This is a genomic window from Pseudoalteromonas sp. J2K-J979 (assembly GCF_058169715.2).
Map to the genome: position 1 here is coordinate 3567680 of NZ_CM200281.1, position 21375 is coordinate 3589054.

The 21375-nt window shown below is 41.5% G+C and carries 17 protein-coding genes; 7 read left to right on the top strand and 10 right to left on the bottom strand.

Annotation, left to right across the window (positions count from 1 at the left end; translation table 11 throughout):
* Positions 1 to 1323 (top strand): sensor histidine kinase, encoded by a 1323-nt coding sequence (locus tag AC3KVK_RS16250; RefSeq protein WP_490311331.1) that lies wholly within the window; start codon positions 1 to 3, stop codon positions 1321 to 1323.
* 123 nt (positions 1324 to 1446) lie between these two features.
* Here AC3KVK_RS16250 and AC3KVK_RS16255 read toward each other — a convergent pair whose 3' ends face one another.
* The 6 genes from AC3KVK_RS16255 to AC3KVK_RS16280 form a co-directional block, all read right to left on the bottom strand.
* The gene (locus AC3KVK_RS16255; RefSeq protein ID WP_490311330.1) at positions 1447 to 3810 is read right to left on the bottom strand and encodes an ABC transporter permease; all 2364 of its coding nucleotides are present in this window, start codon (positions 3808 to 3810) and stop codon (positions 1447 to 1449) included.
* A complete protein-coding gene (locus AC3KVK_RS16260) occupies positions 3800 to 4522 on the bottom strand; it encodes an ABC transporter ATP-binding protein (protein ID WP_490311329.1) in 723 nt (240 codons plus the stop codon). Before AC3KVK_RS16260 ends, AC3KVK_RS16255 begins: the two co-directional genes overlap by 11 nt.
* Before the next feature lies 1 nt (position 4523).
* Positions 4524 to 5726, bottom strand: a complete 1203-nt coding sequence (locus AC3KVK_RS16265; protein ID WP_490311328.1) for an efflux RND transporter periplasmic adaptor subunit — start codon at positions 5724 to 5726, stop codon at positions 4524 to 4526.
* 81 nt (positions 5727 to 5807) lie between these two features.
* Positions 5808 to 5948: a hypothetical protein gene (locus AC3KVK_RS16270; protein WP_490311327.1), complete on the bottom strand. Its 141-nt coding sequence runs from the start codon at positions 5946 to 5948 to the stop codon at positions 5808 to 5810.
* Between the two features lie 43 nt (positions 5949 to 5991).
* Positions 5992 to 6423, bottom strand: a complete 432-nt coding sequence (locus tag AC3KVK_RS16275) for a hypothetical protein (protein WP_490311326.1) — start codon at positions 6421 to 6423, stop codon at positions 5992 to 5994.
* Between the two features lie 152 nt (positions 6424 to 6575).
* On the bottom strand, positions 6576 to 7853 hold the full coding sequence (locus AC3KVK_RS16280) for an acyltransferase family protein (RefSeq protein ID WP_490311325.1): 1278 nt from the start codon (positions 7851 to 7853) through the stop codon (positions 6576 to 6578).
* Between the two features lie 193 nt (positions 7854 to 8046).
* Between AC3KVK_RS16280 and AC3KVK_RS16285 the strand changes: the two genes are divergently transcribed.
* From AC3KVK_RS16285 to AC3KVK_RS16310, 6 genes are all read left to right on the top strand, one after another.
* Complete coding sequence (locus tag AC3KVK_RS16285; protein ID WP_490311324.1) at positions 8047 to 8910, top strand: LytR/AlgR family response regulator transcription factor; 864 nt, start codon at positions 8047 to 8049, stop codon at positions 8908 to 8910.
* A gap of 144 nt (positions 8911 to 9054) precedes the next feature.
* On the top strand, positions 9055 to 9804 hold the full coding sequence (locus AC3KVK_RS16290; RefSeq protein ID WP_490311323.1) for a hypothetical protein: 750 nt from the start codon (positions 9055 to 9057) through the stop codon (positions 9802 to 9804).
* A 318-nt stretch (positions 9805 to 10122) separates the two neighbouring features.
* Entirely contained in the window at positions 10123 to 12486 is a 2364-nt protein-coding gene (locus AC3KVK_RS16295; protein ID WP_490311322.1) for a TonB-dependent receptor, read from the top strand.
* 97 nt (positions 12487 to 12583) lie between these two features.
* Complete coding sequence (locus tag AC3KVK_RS16300; RefSeq protein WP_490311321.1) at positions 12584 to 12916, top strand: hypothetical protein; 333 nt, start codon at positions 12584 to 12586, stop codon at positions 12914 to 12916.
* Positions 12916 to 13185 (top strand): hypothetical protein, encoded by a 270-nt coding sequence (locus AC3KVK_RS16305; RefSeq protein WP_490311320.1) that lies wholly within the window; start codon positions 12916 to 12918, stop codon positions 13183 to 13185. Before AC3KVK_RS16300 ends, AC3KVK_RS16305 begins: the two co-directional genes overlap by 1 nt.
* Positions 13182 to 14747, top strand: a complete 1566-nt coding sequence (locus tag AC3KVK_RS16310) for a PepSY-associated TM helix domain-containing protein (protein ID WP_490311319.1) — start codon at positions 13182 to 13184, stop codon at positions 14745 to 14747. Before AC3KVK_RS16305 ends, AC3KVK_RS16310 begins: the two co-directional genes overlap by 4 nt.
* Positions 14748 to 14858: 111 nt before the next feature.
* Here AC3KVK_RS16310 and AC3KVK_RS16315 read toward each other — a convergent pair whose 3' ends face one another.
* From AC3KVK_RS16315 to AC3KVK_RS16330, 4 genes are read right to left on the bottom strand one after another with little or no spacing between them, the layout of a single operon-like run.
* Positions 14859 to 17267 carry a GNAT family N-acetyltransferase gene (locus AC3KVK_RS16315; RefSeq protein ID WP_490311318.1) on the bottom strand — a complete coding sequence of 803 codons (2409 nt, stop codon included), beginning with the start codon at positions 17265 to 17267 and terminating at the stop codon, positions 14859 to 14861.
* 38 nt (positions 17268 to 17305) lie between these two features.
* Positions 17306 to 18484 carry an MFS transporter gene (locus tag AC3KVK_RS16320; protein WP_490311317.1) on the bottom strand — a complete coding sequence of 393 codons (1179 nt, stop codon included), beginning with the start codon at positions 18482 to 18484 and terminating at the stop codon, positions 17306 to 17308.
* Positions 18481 to 19791 (bottom strand): lysine N(6)-hydroxylase/L-ornithine N(5)-oxygenase family protein, encoded by a 1311-nt coding sequence (locus AC3KVK_RS16325; RefSeq protein WP_490311316.1) that lies wholly within the window; start codon positions 19789 to 19791, stop codon positions 18481 to 18483. The genes AC3KVK_RS16320 and AC3KVK_RS16325 overlap by 4 nt, the downstream gene beginning before the upstream one ends.
* On the bottom strand, positions 19784 to 21370 hold the full coding sequence (locus AC3KVK_RS16330) for a pyridoxal phosphate-dependent decarboxylase family protein (RefSeq protein WP_490311315.1): 1587 nt from the start codon (positions 21368 to 21370) through the stop codon (positions 19784 to 19786). The genes AC3KVK_RS16325 and AC3KVK_RS16330 overlap by 8 nt, the downstream gene beginning before the upstream one ends.
* Between the last annotated feature and the right edge of the window lie 5 nt (positions 21371 to 21375).

Sequence of the window (21375 nt, forward strand, 5' to 3'; positions counted from 1 at the left end):
ATGCAAAATCAACTGACTTTAGCTATTCACCTTGCCACATTACTCTGTTTGAGCTGTTTGTCGGGGTATCTCGTGCTGCAACACGGCTTTTCTGCGAGCTTTTTTTTACTGAGCTTGATTTGCATTGCGCTGATCGGGAATATTTTTAGCTTATTTAAGCGCCAACAAAAACAAGCCGAAATGGTCATCAAAGCCCTAGCGAATGGCGACAGCACTTTAGGCCTTAGCCAGCAACACCCTATGCGCCAACAATTCGAACAAGTAAAAGATCAAATGCAAACCGCCCGCTTTAACGCCGAGCAACAAGCACAATTTTTACAAGCCTTACTCATTCATGTTGATTTGGCGGTCTTGGTGTGTGATGACTCAGGCTTAGTAATTGAGTCGAATCCAGCTGTATTTAAGCTACTTGGGCAAAGTATAAAACACCTCGACGAACTGGGTGTCATCGGCCAGCTTTTGCTCAGCAGCGAAACCAATCGGCGAACCACTAGCCAGTGGCAAAGTGGCGAACAGCAAGACACCCTGTCGATTCAACTCAGTATTGCGACTATCCAAGGTAAAAATCGCCGTGTGATCAGCATTCAATCAATCCACGATCAGCTGCAACATAAAGAACAGCAAGCTTACAAACGTTTAACTAAAGTACTGACTCACGAAATAGCCAACTCCATTACCCCGCTGTCGTCGCTGGCCACCACCTGCACCAGCTTACTTCCGACAAGCTTGTGTTTTAGCGATGATGAAGACAAACATGATCTACAACTCGCACTTAACACGTTAGCCTCACGTACACAGCATTTAGGCGATTTTATTGCCCGGTTCCGCCAAATTAGTAGCATTCCTGCACCTAACTTAGCCCCGACAAATTTAACGCCGATGCTACAGCGAGTGATTGCGTTACACCAACAGCAAGCACTCGATCACCACATCACACTGACTGCGCAGATCCACAGTCAACAATTAGTGATGCTCGACCCCGCACAAATCGAACAAGTGCTGATTAACTTAGTAAAAAACGCCCTCGATGTCTTAGCTCAGCCCATCAGAGCCAACGACGTCTTGCACGCTAATACACCCGCTCACATCACCTTAACCTTAGGTCAAAATAGCGCCCAACAATTTTACCTAGAAGTCTGCGACAGCGGCCCCGGCATCGCCGAACACGTCGTCGACATGATTTTCGTGCCTTTTTTCACCACCAAGCAACAAGGCTCCGGCATCGGCCTCAGCCTCAGTCGACAAATCATGCTCAACCACGGCGGTGACTTAATCTACTTCGCTAAAGCACAAGGTGCGTGTTTTCGATGTGTATTTGGGTGAGGGGGTGAATTTATCCGCTTTTCACCAGCGACGTTAGTGCTAAATAATCTATTATTTCAGCCAAGAAAAGCGGGGAAATGATTCGCGCATAGGGCCATTAAATGGCCCTATGCAGTACGGGGATTAAGATGGCTTTAACAAGTTTGCAATCGGGCGTTTCGTCACGGTGCGAAACCCTTGTAAGGCCAACAAAGACGATAAAGCGCTCAACAAACTAATCGCAATCAGCACAAACCACGCAGCATTGGCTGGCCAATACATGAGTTTTAAGCCAATCATAAACATACAAACGGTTGTGGCTATTGCGACCAAGTAAGGCACCTTAAATAATGCGACACAATACCTAAATAAATGTGGGTCAGGTACACCCAATGCTTGAAAGGTACCAAATCGTACAAAATCTTTTTTAATCCGCGCATTAGAATGGAAATAAAGCGTCACAATCGTCGCACACAGCAAAACCAACAATAACCCAATCGATAACGCAATAAACCATAACCGTTGCGCGTCAAATTGTTTAATTTGCAATTCAAGGCTGCCCTGTGGTTGTAATACCAAAGTTGAGTTGGCAGGCTCAAACAGCGCCGCGGTTTGGCTGCGAATAAAATGGCCACTTAAAAACGGGCTGTGAGCTTTATAGTGAACATATAAAAAAGGTACGTTTCGGTTATGTTGACCAAAGTGAGGGAAATTGCTCACCACGCCCGCCACCCGGTATGACTTACCCTTTAATTTGACTCTGACCGTGTCTAGGTTCGTTTGTGCATTTAGGCCTAGTGCATTAAAAGCGGCTTGGTTTAACATCACGCTGTGCTCATCAATTTTGCCATAGCGAATAAACTCCGCTTTTAAAATTGAAAAGTAATTATCAGAAATCGGTAGCGTATGTAATCGTCGGCTGTCATTTGGCCCTGAACCTACCACCTCAATGTCTTGATAGCTGGTATCTGGGTCGATAAAACTACTGGCTGAAAAAGCCAGCTTTGAGTCGCTCTGTAAGGTTGCATTCACCATTCCTGAGGTGACAGATAACGCCCCTTTGAGCTTGATTGAGTATTCGGTATTTTGCACATCTAGGCCTGAAATATCACGCTGCAGCCATTGTTGTTGCAAATATAAGCCGACAAAAAACAAGCTCAAGCCTGCAACCGCCATTTGCGAGGCGGCGATTAATGTTTGCATCCTTGCTTGTGTTTTTGTTTCTCCCTCACCTACTTGGCGAATAAAGAGTGTTTGTTTAAAACTATTGAGGCAAGGTGCTAAAAAAGCGCCAAAGGCAAACAATAATAATACCAAAATCGCAATACACACCACTATGACACTTGGAGTCGGTAATACCACCCCAATTACCTCAATCATTTCGTCGGACTGAGCTAATTGGCTATAAATAACCCCTAAAGTGCTGAGCGTGATCAAGCTCGTTAGAGCCAAAAATGGCAATGCTTCGAGTGAGAACTGTTTGAGTAATGCATGTAAGTGGCTGCCGCAAACCATGCGGATGGTTAGTTCTTGCTGTCGGTGAACCAACTGCCCAGAAATAAACGAGATAAGATTAAAAAACGTCACCAGCGCGAAACCTAAGATAAAAAACAGTAGCACCCACCACTGTTGGCTTAACTTAGTTTTCACTTGCGGCGCAAATTCTACTCCTGAAATAAGCCGATATTCTAACCCTCCTCCAAGCATCTGAAATTGGGTCGAACCTTGCGCTTGGTTTTGAGCTTCATTAAAGCTTGTGAGTATTTTTTCTGGGTCGGCATTGGCCACAGTAGAAATAACGATGTATCTATTTTCAACGCGAAGGGCGATTTCTTTTCTTGCATCCGCCAGAATATTCGCCACATCTTGCTCTGCCATACCCGGAGGGAGCTGCAATGAAATATTGATAAATTGAGGGTAGTGGCTGTCATTTAACCAAAAGTCTATCGACTGACTCCCTAAGCGATTCATATATTTAGGTAAAATTCCTGCTAAGGTATAGGCAACTTTCTTTTCACCTAAATAAATAACGTCTCCTATTTTCGGCAAGTTTTGCTGGTTTTTACGCCAAAAGCTTTCTGTTACCCACGCACTTGCATGCTGGGCCTTAGCATTAAAGGTTTCTCGAATCGATGGTTGTAAAAACGCGAGTAATGACTCACTGAACATTGCAAGTGAAGCACTATGTTGCTGCGGCGTATCACTCATTTGCAATGGCGTTGAAAGCAAAACCACAGAGCCAGCTTCGTTCACGTTATTTTGCTCAACCAGCAGGTTTAAGTCTCGTTTAGCGACGGGCATTAAAGTGCCATTGTCACTGCTTTTTCCCATAGTGAAAAAAGTACTGTTTTGCTCAAACCACTTTGGCCGATCAGCCAGTACTAGCTCACCCAAAGCCATCACGATGACAAATGCACTGATCACCACACTCAAACAAATCGCTAACAAAGATAGCTGTTTTATATTTTGTTTGGTTTTGCGTAACCCATAAATAAAATCAAACAGCATGAGCAACTCGATGTACAGTGTGATTACTCGCGATAACGCTGCCATCTTTTAAAATGACTTGGCTCGGGCATTTTTTAGCTTGTTCATCATCATGTGTGACCATCACAATCGTGCGGCCTTTTTGATGTAAAGACAGTAATAATTCAAAAATCAAGGTCGAGTTTTCGCTGTCTAAATTCCCAGTAGGTTCATCGGCTAAAATTAAATCGGGCTGAGTGACAATTGCTCGCGCGATTGCCACACGTTGTTGCTGTCCGCCAGATAAATTAGAAGGGTACTGCGTGACTTTGTCTTCCATACCCACTTGTCTTAGCGCTTCTAATACAGCCTGTTTGGCCTTACTTTTATCAAATTGAGCCTGATATGTTAGAGGTAACATGACATTTTCAAGTACCGTCATATCTTGTACTAAGTTAAAGTTTTGAAAAATCCACCCTATGCTGCGGTTTCTCAGTTGTGACATTTGATATCGACTTAAATTGCTCACCTCTGTGCCACACAGTAAGTACTCGCCTTGGCTATGCGTATCGAGTAAACCAATAATCGATAACAAGGTCGATTTACCTGAGCCCGAAGAACCGGTTATCGCAACAAAATCATTCGCATAAATATCGAGGTTAATTCCATTCAAAACAGGAGTACTGTTGGTGCTAGGATCAAAATGTTTAGTGAGCGCTTTTAATTCGATAAGTGGTTGTTGTGAATTCGCCATTTTATAAATACCCTACGTTAGACAACGCAACTCTATCGCCAGGCACAAGTCCTGAGATAATTTCAATTTGTGATTGAGTAATCAATCCCAGCACCGCCTCGCGCATTTGCACATCACCATTGCCGTCGATGACCCATACGGCTTGGTCACTTTTTTTATCGCTAATATAATCTGGACGCGCAACCACTAAAGCGGCTTTATCAATCACTGTGATGCGCCCTGATAACTCAATATTCAAACGCGCAGTATTGGGAAGTGTTTCTGGAACAATATAAAGTTGGACTTGATTTTCAACCACATTCGGTTCGATATGATTGACCACTCCATTAACAGCCTCACCTTTAATTTCGAGCGTAACATGCTGGCCGACCTCAAGCATTGATGCGTAACTCGCCATTACTTTTGCTTCGGCATACAGTTTATCTGCTTGCGCTACATTGCCTAGGCTATCACCGGCATTTAACCACTGTCCGACCTTAATCGTACTATCAAGGCTTTGCACGACACCATGCATCCCGGCTTTGATCAGCAAACTTTCTTTATTACTTGTTGCTACATCCAAGCGCGCTTTGGCTTGCTCTAACCGGGCGTTTTCCACTGCACGTTTTGCTTCTTTAATTTGCGAAAAATCATTGAGTTCATCAATGCCCAGTTGCGCTCCAAGCTGAGCTTGCTGGAATTCCAGTTCCGCCTTTTTAAGATCTAATTCAGATATCACCTGATTAACATACAATTTCTTCTTCGCGCTGAGCTCAACTTCATACAGAGCCTGTTTTGATTTTGCGAGAACAACATGGTTATTCAATTTACGTTGCTGACTAAGTAACTGGCTTTCTAACTCTTTCATGTTGGCCAAAACAGACATCACCGCCATTTTCGCATCTGTATATTCTTGCTCAATCTTAATATTACTGAGCTCTAAAATAACGGAGTCCGGAGTGACTATATCGCCAGGTCTAACAAGCTTGTTGACCACTGCGCCTGAAATTTTAGGAATAATACTGCGTTCCACTTCAGCTCTGAGTCGCCCATATAATGGAATGTGTTCAGAAATATTGCCTTCTTCGACATAAGCACTTTGAATCGTAACTTGATTCCCTGTCGGCCAAAACATAAACAAAGCAAGTATCAAGCAGATACCAAGGGGAATAAAAAGGACTAACTTTGAAAAGGGTGATTTTGGTTTATCTTGCGGGATCTGCATCTACTTCCATGCCTTATTTCAAACTAACAAAGGGTTATACCGATATGAGTATAACCCTTTTAATCTATCATTAATTTACGATTAACGAATGATAATAATTAAACACTCACTTGCATCACAAATAATAATGATTGCGTCAGCTGCTGCTGCACTTGCGTGTGCGCTGATTAACGCTGCTGAACCGATAGCGACTGCTGTTGCTTTTTTTAACCATGATTTCATGATACTTTTCCTTTTTTATGTTTTTGTTTCTGTTGATGTTTTATTACTTTGTTAACATCACCTCGATATGAGGTAACTCAAAATAATTCTGTTTTGCTAATAACTCACCCTGCTGCGTACAAGGAGCGCAATCTGCGACTGATTTATTAACGCCAACAGTGATCACTATCTGATCATTGCCGGCCCATTTGTTTTCTATCGTTTTGTATAATTCTGGAAAGCTATTCTTTATCGCTTCAATGTTTAGGTCAGCTTGTTTGGTTTGGCTTTTCCATGCAGTTAAATATTCTGTTTCTGACCCATAATTTAATTTGCTAAAAGCCACTGAGGAATCTTTATTAATGACATAGGTTTGTGGAAAGGAAACAGGTAAACCAGCAGAGGCCCAGCTAAAAAGTTTTACTTCTACCGGCTCGCTACTAGCAAATGCATTGCTAGTTAATAAAACAGCCGCTGCTATAAATAATTTCTTCATATTCACTCTCTTTAATACTAACTATAAAACACCATTTAAGGTACAAAACTAAAGTAAACGAGTGCGCCCAAAATGTAAACAACTTTTTAAAAAAGTTATAAAACACCTTGAAATTCATTAACAAGAAGAACTCATATCACCATTTCATAAGGTTAAAACAATAACTCCACCACCAGAGGGCTAATCAGCACCAATCCAAACCAACTTGCGACTTGTCGCTGCTTTGCGCTGTAATAACGACGTGGCTTGATGCCCAGCAGTGGACAGAGAAAATCGCTGCGACGCACAATTTCATAACACAACCAACAGCCCAAAAAGGTGAGACTAATAATAACAAAGGGTTCGATTATTGAGCCAAGTTGCATGGGAGTCAGCCAAAACGCTAAGGCAATAATGATGCTTTGATGCAGGATATAAAATGGGTAAACAGCACCATTGAGTTGACGTAATAGTGAGTGATCGTGATTTAAAAAACGCTGCGCCAAAGCCAGCATGAACATGACGCCCAGTAAGCGTTGTACAGTGTAGAGCATATCCATGCTGGTAATTTGCCACTGGGCTGCTGTCGGGCTTTGCCAAATCGTTTGATACCCAACCAGCACCAGTAAATACCCCACAATAAACAGCACCATTAACCCCCGCCAATGGCGCAGTAATTGGTTATAAAACGCTGACTGCCAGGCTAATACATACCCGTACAATAAAAATAAGGCCCCCATGGGGTAACGAAACGTCTCACTTGGCCAGCTCAACTTCAACGCACAAAGGGGTAATAAGAGCAACGCAAAAATAATATAAAGTGGCTGATTGCAACAACGCGCAAAGACCATTTGGACACAGGGGCGATGGATGAGAGGCAGTGCCAGCACCAGCAATAAAGTAAATTGCCACAATGAGCGCAAATACCACAGATGGTTAACATCAACATGAGGCCAAATACCCGCTTGGTAATCGATAAAAAGGGGATGCGACAAATCAAAAAAAGCGCGATAAAACGGCCAAAAGCTAAGGGATAGACCACTTTTTTGCGACATTTCGGCATAAAGCTGCACAGGCACGACCAACCAAATACCCACTAACAACGGTAATAAAATCAGGATACTCCGACTGCTTACAAAATATGTAAAACTCGAACGTGCGATAATAAAGCGCAGCGCCGCACCTGAAATAAACCAAATAAGCGCCATTCGCCACGGCGACAATAACAGCATCGCATTTTCAACACCTTGGCTTAAGTATTGGCTTTTAAAATGAAAGCCCCAATTTTGGCTATACAACATGCCCGTGTGATAAAAAATCAACGAGCCAAAAACCAGCACTCTCAGCCAATCGAGATCAAAACGCCTCGGCGGACTTGTCACTGTTTGGCTAAATATTTGCTGCCAAGGTGATACGATTTTTTTAAGCCCATTTACGCAGTTTGCAAGCATGATATTCTCTTCTCACACGATTAATTAAGGGACTTGATACTGATGAAAACAACGACAAACGCCAGCATAAAAAGCTGATAAAACAATCTATAGGGATAAGCGGTGGTTCAGAGGGGTGAGGAGCTTGGCCAAATAAGCTGAGCTTGTTATGCTGCGGTTTATGGTCTCGATTTACGTGACGAACGGGTCAGTTATGCGAACATTAAACAGCGATCAGCTCCACCATTTTCAGCAATTCCAAGCTTGGTATGTCGCCTTCTTTTTAGCTACGTATGTGCTGATCAATAACAGCATTAACGCAACGTCACAAATTATGGAAGCACAACGCGAAGGCAACTTCCCTTTTATGGTGTGGGAACCCTTTGTGTGGGAATATTCGAGTGCGGTGAGCACCTTACTGCTCTTTCCTGCTTTACTGTATTTATTAAAACACCAGCCTTTTAATTGGCAAGCTGTTGGGCGATCCTTGGCTAGCTATTTTGCGGCCTCAGTACTTTACTGTTTGTTGCACGTTGCCATTATGGTCGGGCTGCGTAAACTCATTTATGGGCTCCAAGGGCGCAGTTATGACTTTGGCTTAAGTTGGTTTGAACTGGTGTATGAATACCGAAAAGATCTTTGGGCATTTGTGTTTTTTATCGTGATGATCAAGGTTTTTAGCTACCTATTTGCCCAAGTTATTGGCGAAGCTTCCACCTTATCCAACAATGAAGACGACCCTATTCCAACCCAATTCGACCGCTTTTTAGTTAAAAAGCTTGGTAAAGAATTTATTGTTAAGGTCAATGACATTGATTGGCTCGAATCATCAGGCAACTATGTTAATTTACACAGCGGTGAACGTATTTATCCACTGCGTGCAACCCTGACTCAGCTAAGTAACCAACTTGAAGAACATGGCTTTTGCCGCATCCATCGCAGTCATGCAGTTAAACTGGACGCGATTGAATCAATCACTCCCTTGCCAAGCGGTGACAGCGAAGTAAGTTTATATTCGGGTAAAAAACTCAACCTTTCCAGACGATATAAAGAGCAGTTTAAATTGCAGTTTGCATAGCCAGCCCACTTCCCGCAGATACTAATGCGGCGCCCCCAGCCTCTCGATTCCAGCAAATCGATCGGCACAATAAAGTACACTTTTGGGCAAGCATTCTTTATAGTTGATGTTCTGTTCATCCGTTACTAATAAAAATAAATCACTATGGATAATCAACACTTACCGATTGATGCAGCCGCACCTAACAGCGACTTAGCAAGTCAGACCAAGCAACCTTGGTTTACCAATGAACGGTTGAATTTGTTATTGGCTATTTGTGCCATTGTTATTTCTGCCGCCTCCTTTTACGCCACGTTTATTCAAGCCAGTGCCGCCGAACGCCAAGTTAAAGCCGCCACTTGGCCTTGGCTTGAGATCAGTACCGGTAACTTTAATGAAGACGAAAAACGCGAAGAAATTTCATTTGCGCTGAAAAATTCAGGAGCGGGTCCTGCGCTGATAAAATATGTACATTTTAACTATCACGATCAAACTTATACAGATATCAATCAGTTACTCGATGCTTGTTGCTTTGATACCCAGACTTACTACCAACAACTTAAAGAATTACAGAAAAAATCGCCCGATATTGATTTTTTTAAAGAATTTGGCTGGATCATGACCTCCAGCACGCACAATCGCTTGTTAGCAAGTGGTGAAAATATCCCTGTGCTGACCTTATCAAAAACCACTCACAACAAAGTATTGTGGGAAAAATTAAATACCGCCCGCTTTAAAACCAGCACAGAACTCTGTTATTGCTCAGTGCTAGAGCAATGTTACCTCAGCGATGGTCAAGGTGAAGTGAAAGAAGTTGAGCATTGCCAGATGAGTGCTCGAGACACTCAGCTTACTCCCAATAAAAATATCACTGCTACAGCAAAAGAGAGCGCTAAAGCAACCAACAACCCTTAACCTTGTTAATTAAAGACCCACTATCGGGGCTGTTCGGTGTGCCCATTGTTCTATTGCGACTAACCCCCTTAACACAGCACACCCCAGCTAATCTCACCAAGTAACGAGATTAGCTTTTAACTCAATGATTTAAAATCATAAATACACCAAGCCATAGCTCATCATTCTGTAAATAACGCGTCTCGTCATTGCTAAAGAAGATCAGAAAGTAAAAAGTACATTTTCACCTCCCCACCAAATCAAATGATAATGATTTTCAACCTCACTTCTGTTACCATTTTTATTTGCTAAACAACCAAGAAGTAAAATAACACTCTAATGAACATAAATTACCTTACCTTTGCATTACGTACTTCTTTTTTAATTCCCCTAAGTGTTGCCAGTCACCAGTTATACGCAGAGCCGACCGATACATCTGTTAAAGACAATATTGAAAAAGTTATGGTAACCGGTCAAAAAGTGTCCAGAAGTTTACAAGAAACCACTAGTAGCGTGGCGGTTCTAACCAGTGAAGTAATCGAACAACAACAAATTAACACCTTCACCGATGCGCTTGTTCGCACAGCAAATACACATGCCGATGATTACGGATTTAGTATCCGTGGTATTGATGGTTTTAATGTCTCTGGTGGTGGCAATAGCTATTTAGCCAGTGTATATATTGATGGTGCGCCTTTGCCATCAGGCTTGATCCGTAATGGTTCATTCTCAACTTGGGATGCCAAACAGATTGAAGTATTGCGCGGCCCGCAATCAACGTTACAAGGCCGCAATGCCCTCGCTGGCGCGGTCATTTTAAATACTCAAGATCCGAGTTTTTACCAAGAGGGTAAATATCAACTAACTCTGGGCAGTAATGGCCAACAAGAAGCAGGCATCGCACTTGGTGGTGGCCTGATTGAAGAGCAACTTGCATTCAGAATCAGCGCAGAAGAAAAGCGGTATGATGGCACTGTCACCAATAGCTATAATGATTCAAACTCTGATTTTAATGATGAGCATACCTATCGCCTCAAGCTACTTTACACCCCTACCCAAGCAGAAAACTTTTCTGCCCAGTTAAGTTTGATGAATGCTGAGCGTAAATATGGTGATGCCAACTTAGCAATCGATGCGGGTACCAACCCCTTTGCATACCGAGTAACCCAATACAATGATACCCGTGAGCGAAAAATACACACTGATTTAATCGCTCTTGGACTGCATTACCATCTCAATGAAGCCGTTTCATTAGCTTCATATACCACGTATTCAGATGTCGTTGAAAACTTTGATTGGGACTCAGATTATCCACAAGGGTTGAGTAATTTGCCTGTGACCGATACTGGCAGCTCGACTCTTTACGACAACCAAGAAGACACCTTAACCCAAGAGTTTCGTATTAATTTTGAATCCGATAACTTTAGTGCCGTTGCTGGGGCGTATTATTTTAAAGGTGATTCGACGGCACTCAGCACAGGCTTTAATAATTATGTACTCGCACGTTTAGGGCTCTCGAGTAGCGCATTGCAAGCACAGTATAAACTTAGCCCGCAAATTGCTGATTTAGTTGTTAGCCAATACGATGCCTTTAACCCAGCCAAAACTGAAATCTTTTCATTAAGCACCAGTCAAGTAACAAGCTATGCTTTATTTGCTGACGGTGTTTGGCATCTAAATGATCAGTGGGATATTTTGGCTGGTATTCGCTTTGACCGAGAGAAGCAAGAAAATGCTTCGGATGCGAAATACACAATTCTCAACCAAGATAAAATGCCCCAAGCAAACCACTATATTGGCACTCCTTATGCTGCAATCGCGCCGCTAATCTCTGGGATCAATTCATTACTGTTAGGTTTAGCTGAAAACGCGTCACAAACAGCTCCTTTAAGTGACGCTTCATTCGATACTGTATTACCTAAAATAGGTGTTAGTTACCATTTTAGTGATGACATCACTTCAACATTCACCTATCAAAAAGGCTATCGTTCAGGTGGGGTTGGGGTCAATCAGGCTCGATCTGAAGTCTTTCAATACGATCCTGAGTACACCGATAACTACGAGTTTTCTGTACGCTCAAGCTGGCTAGGGGGTAAATTAACCGCCAATGCCAACCTTTTTTATCTCGATTGGCAAGATCAGCAAGTGTCTGTTCAGTTATCACCAAATAATTTCGACTTGCAGACAGTTAATGTGGGTCGCTCGACCGTAAAAGGCTTTGAGCTAGAGCTTAATTATCTTATTAATAACAATTTAAAAACTTATTTAGCGCTGGGCCACTCTGGTACAGAGTTTACTCAATTCAAAGTCGTTACCCCGAATCCTGGTGGAGGCGAAACCACCTTTAATCTGTCTGGTCGTCAATTTCCTGCTCCTGAAAATACTCATAACTTAGGAATTACATACCAAGGTGATGAAGGATTATTTGCCGATATAAACCTCAGTTATGCCAGTGAAGCCCCTAATAGTACCAACCCGTATCGAGATGGGTTAGAGCCAGGCCATATCTACTTTGACTTACACAACGATGCCCGCATTTTAGTCAATGCGCAACTTGGTTACGAATGGGAAAGTATTGGTGTGTATTTAGTCGGTAAAAACCTACTGGATGAAGAATATTTCGTAGCCAATCGCGTCCGTAACCCTCGTTTAGGCAAACCAAGAGAATTTGCTTTAACTGTACGCGGCGTTTTTGACTGGTAAACACATTCACCCTCCTAGATTAAGGTGTGCGCTATGCAAGCACCTTCACCGTCAATTTAGGAGAAGATTAATTTAACTCTGTAGTAAGGATATAAACATGGGGTTTTTCTTTCTATTACCAGCCTATTGGCTTTGCGGCATGTTACTGTACGCTACCAGCCCTAGGCAGCAATTTATTCGCAACCAAGGCTTTCAACCTCCACGTTGGTCTGCGGTATTAGCTATGTGTGTTCTGGGCTTCAGTACTGTGTACTTGCTTACCCAGGCACTATTTACGTTACCGCTTGCGCTCATCTTTACCTTGCTGGGTTTTATGTTTTTTATTCCAGCCCCGGTTTTCTTGCTTAATCACAAACCCGATTGGGCAGCAGCCAGTGCTGTTTTTGTTTGCATACTGGCAATTGTTTTAGAACTTTTGGGAGGTGCCTAATGTGGCATAAAACCTTTGCCGGCCTATTGGCTGGAATTGTGGTGATGATCTTAGTCCCCAGCACATTAAGCTTGTTGTTCCCTAATTTTATTAACTTATTTTTAGCCCTATCGCTAGTTATCGCCTTAACTGCGTGGGCAGGAATAATGACTTGGTGTTATGCGGCCAACAGCCACAAAGAGGCTTGGTTAAGAGCGGCCAAGTTAGCATTGCCTACAATCACTATTTTTGTGGCGACATTTTTTCTGGCTGCGGGGCCAACATTATGAATAAATCCACCTTAAAAAACCTGACACATGCCCATGCTTGGCTTGGTTTAATCATTTCAGGCATCTTAATGATTGTATTTGTCTGTGGTTCGATCTCTTTTTTCCGCGAAAATGTTGTCCTCTGGGATATGCAATATGATGCGCCGAACCTACAACTAACAGAGCAACGAGCCCAAGTACCCGTTGCAACTATTGCGCAAAACATCACTGAACAGGGGCACCTTTTCCCTGATGATCATGGCGTGTTTATCGAGTTTCCAACCGATGCTCAACCGTATTACGTTAGCTACTTTGAAATAGAAACACCAGAAGGTGAGCATGTTGATATCAACCAAAGCTTCGATCCTTTCACGGGTGAGCAGCTTTCACTCGATCAGGCCGATTATTATTTAGGCCATATGTTGTACAAAATGCATATCAACCTAATGCTTGATACTGGTGGGACTGAACTCGTCGGGCTAATTTCGTTATTGTTTTTTGTCATGGTGTTATCTGGTTGCTTACTGGTATTGAAAAAAATCATCAGCCATTACTACCAATACAGAACCGCAAGACGAAAAGACATTTACCTTGATGGCCATACCCTAATTGGCATCAGCGCACTCCCCTTCACGTTTATTTATGCCCTAACAGGAGTGATGTTCAATTTGAGTATCATTTTGCAGGCCGGATTTGGTTTTGCTGTTTTTAAAGGCAATATTCCGGCACTGATGGAGACCGCTGACTTTTATAGTCCCCCTAGAATTACGCAATTAGCAGGGGAGCCTTCTGATTTAACGCGCCTTGACGAAATAGTGGCTGATGCCTCCCATCGTCATCCTGATAAAAACGTGTATTTCATCAATATATTTGTGCCTAATGATGCCAACTCGCAAGTCGAAGTGGGCCTGACACAACCACACAGCTTTGAGCGAATTACCCGCCTCACTTATCAACTTAATAATGCCACATTTATTAAAGAATATGCCCCCAGCCAATCTGCCACAGCAGGCACGTATGATGTATTAAGTACCTTGCATACAGCAGAGTTTGGCAGTAATGCCTTGAAAATGCTCTATTTCATACTAGGGCTAAGCTGTTGTTATTTAATTTTAACTGGCAATTTAATCTGGCTTGAAAAGCGCGAACAAAATCGCCAACAAAGTCAACGCGGTTTGCATTTTGTCAAAGCCATGACAATTGCACTGTCGAGTGGCACCTTAATCGCCGTTGCGAGTTGCTTTATTGCGGCGCGTTTTGCACCACAATCACTGTCACAAGTCAGTCTTTTACCAGCCATATTTTGGGGCGTCTTGCTCGTTTGTTTAGTGCATGCACTACTTAGCTCTCATGTACGAAAAACCATGTTGCAGCAACTCAGCATCGCGGGTTTATTCTTTGTTATCTGCCCTGTTTATGATGCGGTAACTTGGTTATCTGGCCACTCCATGGCTCATTACCTAATCTCAGACGTAATTTTAGTAAATGTAGCCCTACTCCTAGTGAGCCTGCTATGTGTAATGCTAGTCAAACACCATAACGCACGCGTGTTAGCCTACAGTAACAAACCCGCACTCCTATAACCCTCAAAAACAAGGCAAGCGACCAAGCTTGCCTTGTTTGAGGGTTGTACATAAAAAAGCTATACACATGCATATTAATTTAAAGTTATTCAATAAAGCTTTTTGAGGTATTTAAAAAGCCAGCTCAGTGACATTCAAATTTTTAAAACAAGCAATAGGATTTTTAAGCACCCCTGCAAATTTTAAATTTTCAGCTGGAGCCGCTATATCGATCATTTGCTTGTTATTTGTTAATTGCAACCTATTTAAACAAGACAGTGCAAACTCTTCTGTAAATAAATCATATTGCATAAATTTTTCTTGTAATTCAGGGTGGGTATGCTGATACAGCAAGACAGAGTGTGCAACTTGTCGCCAAAATTGCTGCTGTGAATAATCAGGTTGTTGATCTAGAATATTAGCGATAAAACGGAAAAAACAATCAAATACATCGGTTAACAAATACAATATTTTCAGATCATCATCCATTTCGACGATAATACGTGCCACAGAATCAGTTAATAATGCTTCTTTATCTAATAGTGCGACTTCTTCGCCAATATCCTTCATGATAGCTCGTGTAGGAACATAATTGTCGAGCACCATAATTACATTTTCACCATGAGGCATAAACACTAAATTATGTCTATAAAAGCAATGTAACAGCGGGTCTAAATAACTCTTTAAATAACAAGCAACCCATTGCTCGATTCCAACCTCCGAAGCCTTAATTAGCTCAGGTAAGAATGCCACCCCTTCATCATCTATATGAAGAAACGACGCCATTGTCATTAGGCGTTGATTTGGTTTTAATCCCACGAATGGGTTATCTCGCCACAAAGCCGACAACATTTTGCGATAAGGACTTTGGCGTTCTGTCGCTGCTTCTAAGCGCTTATTATGATACCCAATTGCCGCTACCTCTCGCAAAATACTGAAACCAGACTCACTAAAGTAGGGATCTTGACTCACCAAACGAGCAACCCAATCATTAATTGCAGGTGTTGCTTTCATATAATCAGGTGATAATCCTCGCATAAATCCCATATTTAGAATCGACAAGGCCATTTTGACATAGCGCCTATTCGAATCACTTTTGTTGAAAAGTGTACGAATAGATTGCTGAGCCTGATATCTATCTTCACCATAACCTAAACAGACTAAATCCTGTTCAGCAATATCCGGTGAAAACAAAACGGCTAACTTATTAAACCATTGCCAAGGGTGAACAGGAAAAAATAAATATTGCTCAGGGTTTAGCTGGCTCTCTTTTAGTTTTTTTTCAAATTTTTCTATCTGATACTCACCCAGTTCTTGCTCCATTAATTTGGTATAATCAAGATCGGCTGTGGTCGAGAAAACCAGTTTAGCTTTATGTGCAGCAAGCCAAATCAACCGAATTGGTGCTCCGACTTCAGGCGCAAAGTGGCGATAGTCAATAGCACCAAAACCAATGCGTCCATTATTGGCAATAAAACACGGATGCCCTTCGGTCATCGCACACTCTATCTGTTGAAAATCAGCATTGACGAGCTGCCGAGCAGTCAAGGATGGTTGTGCATATTTGTAAGCGCTGCTTGATAATGTACTTGCGATCTCTTCAAGATAAGTTGGCAGCATACTTGAACTGATACCTAAGCTTTTATGTAATTCACTGATAAAAGCCATCGCATCTAATTCTGCAGGTAAGTCGTGTGACTGCTTCACTATTGAAGCTGCTTCTATCTGCCAATGGTTCAACTCAAGCAACTTAGCTTTAAAACGATACAGGACTTCCTTGTGATCTGTTTTCAATTCAAAAAATAACCATTCACCCTCTTCATTAGTCACTAAAGGTTGAATTAACCTTTCGTGAGCAAACTCACTCAACGCTTTACAAATCAAGGCGCGATTGACCTGCTGCCAATTATATATTGATAAATGTGATACAGTTTGCTCTGGGAGAGCCTCTGAATATTGCATGACCTGATTTTCCTGTTTTGTGGCTTGTTTAAATTGAGCGTGGGTACAAAATGCCAGATGCGCTGTTTTATGATCTAAATAAACAATTTTTTGGTAACAAAACCCTGCTTTTTTATTCAGGGCGTGAATTTTTTTGTTTCTCACATCAGGCTCGACAACAACACGTTTATATTGGAGTTGTTCAAGTAAGAAATGCATAGCCGTTTGGAATACCTCCCACGAAAAACCTGATATTTTGTGTTCTGGTTGTGCAATTAACAGATGCATACCAACATCTCCAGCTTGAACCTGATAATGTTCTGCAAGCGAGTCGAAATGAGGATCATAAACCTCGATTAGAAAACATGGTTGCTCAGCAAAATAGCCAATATATACCTCTGCTGTCTGGCACAGAGCTTGATACTCACGATAAACCTGCTCTCGCTCAAACCCTTGCATCCCCCAATATAGGGAATGTGCCTGATTAACCCACAAGTGTAACAAATCAGTGTCGCGCTCTAGATCGAAAGCACAAAAACTAAATATCCCCAAAGAGGTTTTACGCTGAAAAAGCGCAGAATGAGCCAATTGCATACTCATTAGAAATCCTTTTATTGTCAGTAAAGGTGCATGCCGCTTTAATTAACTGGCAGCTCGGTTTTAAAGTGCTCTAATGGCTTTCTTTCAAAAAAGAACACCAGTATTAATGTGATTCCCAAGCCTAAACTCGCTATCCAAAATGGCATTACTAAGCCTTGCCAACTCACCAATAAGCCAGCTGAGAAAGAAGATATAAGTACACCTAAATTTTGAAAAAAGTGCACTTTGCTGTAATCGCTTGCATAAGAATCAGGAGTACTAATTTGATACAAAATCAAATCTAATCTCACCATGATGACAAAAATAGCTAACCCAAATAAGCATCGCCCTATAATGAAAAGCCCAACAATCGAGGATGTTTGTAACAGCATGCCTCCCAACGCCAACAACAAAGCAGCAAATAAGCGATGTGTCTCCTTAGCAGTTCGATCTCGGTAGTTTTTCCATAACATTATCAATGCCATTAAAGCCGGTAAGGCGTAGATGACACCAGCTAACACATCCCCTCCAAATTTAACTAAAGTGTGCCAATAAGTAGCAAAAAATGGTCTTATCAAGTACACACTAAAATAAAAGCTCATCATCAAAAGGGCTAAGAAAATCACCCGACCTTTAATCTGTTTGTCCCGAGGTTGCGTCTGTTTTTCTTCACTTGATGCTAGCTTTGGTGCAATCTTTATTAAAAATAAGCACACAAGCATCTGGATGAAGTCGCCCATCGCCATAATCAAAAATACATATTTAATCTCTGTAAATTCCAAAACACTCCCGCCGATGACAGCACCAATAATCACTCCAAAATGAGCAACTACAGTTAAGAGCCCAATAGTTTGGGTGTACTTACTTTTATCTTCAAAACTCATCAAATATGGATAAACCAATAGGTAACTAGCTTTAAAAGCAATCATGGCTAACGATAAAACCCAAAAAGTGACCAATTCTTCATTCCAGTAACACGCAATGCTCAAACTAGCGGCAGCAAATTGCGTCACAACCAATAAAGGCAGCACAGCAATTTTTTTTGCTACCAGTGCCCAGAAAGGGAAAAAAAACATCACTATAATCCCTATAGAAGCTACGTATAACCCAATATCTTTAGGATCAGATACGGCAAACTCAGTGGAGAAAAACTGTGGATAAAACGGCATTAACATTGAATCGCAAATAACAGCAAATAAAGTCAATACAATTAGTGAATATTTAAATATGTGGCTCATGCGCGAAACAACTCTACTTCTTTTGATAAACCAGAACCTGGAGCTGCAAATTTTTGAAAAGCGATTTGCCTCTCCACTCGATAATACTCATGCCCAGTAATGGCCCTTAATAAACAAGCATTCCGATAACAAGCCATGCCTAAATCAGGAGTGACAAAACCATGAGTATGGTGCTCAGCATTTTGAATAAATATACGATTATGTTTTTTATCAATACTGTAATTACGCGCCACTTTTAATTGCCCTTGCTCATCACGATCAATCAAGTTTTCGATGCCACTAAGGAATTGAGGTTGCTGGGGTTGGTACCCTGTTGCAAACACAACGCCTTCGCTCTGAATTGTAAATTCTTGGAGTTGCTCATGGTGTTGAAATTGCATTTGAAATGCTTGAACGAGAGGGTTGTACTCAATGGCTGATAACACACTATTTGTATGTAAATTAACATCAAGCTCATAACTCAATTGTTTGCGATATAAACAATCAAAAATATTATTGATTAGCTCGCTGTTTATTCCTTTATAAAGATTATGCTGGCTTAAATTGAGCTGCTGGCGCTTTTCACTGGGAAGTTGATAGAAGTAATCAACATATTCAGGTGAGGTCATTTCCAAAGTAAGTTTGGTATATTCAAGAGGGTAGAATCTGGGCGAGCGTGTAACCCAATTCAATTGGTAATGGAACTGATCGATATCCTGTAACAAATCATAGAAAATTTCAGCTGCGCTTTGACCACTACCTACCACACTAATAGATTTATTATTTTGTAATTCAGTTTTATGTTTAAGATATTGACTCGAATGAACTGCATCTCTAGATAACTCTTTCGCACATTCAGGGATTCGCGCAACCGGTCCGGTGCCAATCACTAAGTGCTTAGCAAAGTAATCGCCTTGCGACGTTTGCACTACAAATAGATCTGCTGATACATCAAACTCAATATGTTGTACATCGCAATTAAATAATACATTAGGGAGTTGCTGCGTTGCCCACTGACAATACTGGTTATATTCTTGGCGTAATAAAAAGAAATTTTCACGAATATAAAATGAATAAATACGCCCTTGCTGTTTAATATAATTCAAAAAACTAAATGGGCTGGTAGGATCGGCCAAAGTGACTAAATCCGACATGAATGGAGTTTGCAAAGTAGCATCTGGCAGCATCATGCCTGGGTGCCAATTAAAGTTCGGTTGTTTATCTAAAAACAAACTTTTAACCCCTGATAGAGGTGCAGACATACACGCCAAACTTAAATTAAATGGCCCAATCCCCACTCCAATAAAATCGTAAGTATGCTCACGCATTAATTCTCTCCTTAGCTAAAATTGCACTGGCTTTAGGTTGTGAGGGAAAGTGGTTTTCTAAATACTGCTGACCATATTGCTTGATAAATCCCAGTACCTCTTGAACATCTTTGATCTGAGTCGTGTTATTTAAAAAGGTAAACTTTAAATACTGTCGGCCTTGAATTTTTGTTGCGGCTATCAGAGCGTGCCCCTGACGTGACAATTGAGAGCGGATAAAACAATTAGCATTATCTGTAACCTCCTCATCAATACTGCTTTTGGGCGAATACCGAAACACTAAAGTGCTAAGTTGTGGCTGGTGTACAACCTCAATTTCAGAGTCTGAAATTAACAGTAAATAAGCTTGCCGCGCCAAATGCATGACTTGCTCAAAAGCGATTCCCAAATTTTCAGCCCCGACAGTTCTTAAAGAAAGCCATAATTTAAGTGCATCAAATCGACGTGTTGTTTGGATACTTTTGTTACATAAATCAGGTACTCCAGCTTGTTGTTGGCTTAATGGGTTTAAATATTCAGCATGGTAAGTCACCACAGACAAGTGTTTTTTTTGTTTCGCAAAAAAAGCACTGCAGCTTACAGGTTGAAAAAATGATTTATGGTAATCGATGGTCACAGAATCGGCTTGCTCAATACCAGCTAATTTATAATGATATTTTGGAGAGATGAGTAACCCTCCCCCATACGCTGCATCTACATGGAACCAAGCTCCGTGTTGTTTGGCTAATTTAGCAACTGAACCTAGTGGATCAATACTTCCAAAGTCTGTTGTTCCTGCTGTTGCCACTACAGCCATGGCTATATCACCGTCCCGCTGGCAACGCTCAAGTGCCTTCGCAAGGTAATTTGTGTCCATCCTGAAATATGGATCACATGGCACACTAACGACTGCGTCATAACCCAGCCCTAATATAGCCGCCGCTTTTTGAATGCTAAAATGGCTGACTTGAGAGGTGAATATTTTTAAACGATGGAAATCCTTTGGCAGCCCCTGTTGTTTATTAATACCACCGAAATATTGCTGGCATTGAAAATCTCTTGCTAGCAACATGGCCATTAAGTTTGACTGTGTTCCGCCACTCGTAAAAACACCGTCAGCTAAATCACCCAAACCAATCTTTGCCACCGTCCAATCAATTAAACTTTGCTCTATAAACGTTGCACCACCACTTTGATCCCAAGTTTCAACAGCTGTATTGATAGAGGAAGCTATTAATTCCGCCAAAATTGCTTGATAAACAATAGGGCAATTTAAGTGAGCTAAGTATTTGGGCTGATGAAAATACACAGCATCTTTTAAATACAGATCTACAATTTCACTCAGTGCTTCATCAAGATTATTGAGGGGCTTTTCAAGATCTATATCTTGAAACGATAACGCTAACTCATCGGGTAAAACTCCGCTGAACGGCTGCTGGTTTTCATGTATTTGTTCTGACAATACAGCAATAACTTTTTCTATACCCTCCTGAAATAACTCGAAATTTTTATCATTAAACATCGCATCAACCATCTTTGGTTGGGAGGAAGAACTGAGTAGCTGCTTTTGCTTTGGTTGAAGCACGTTGAGTTGCGCCATAACTA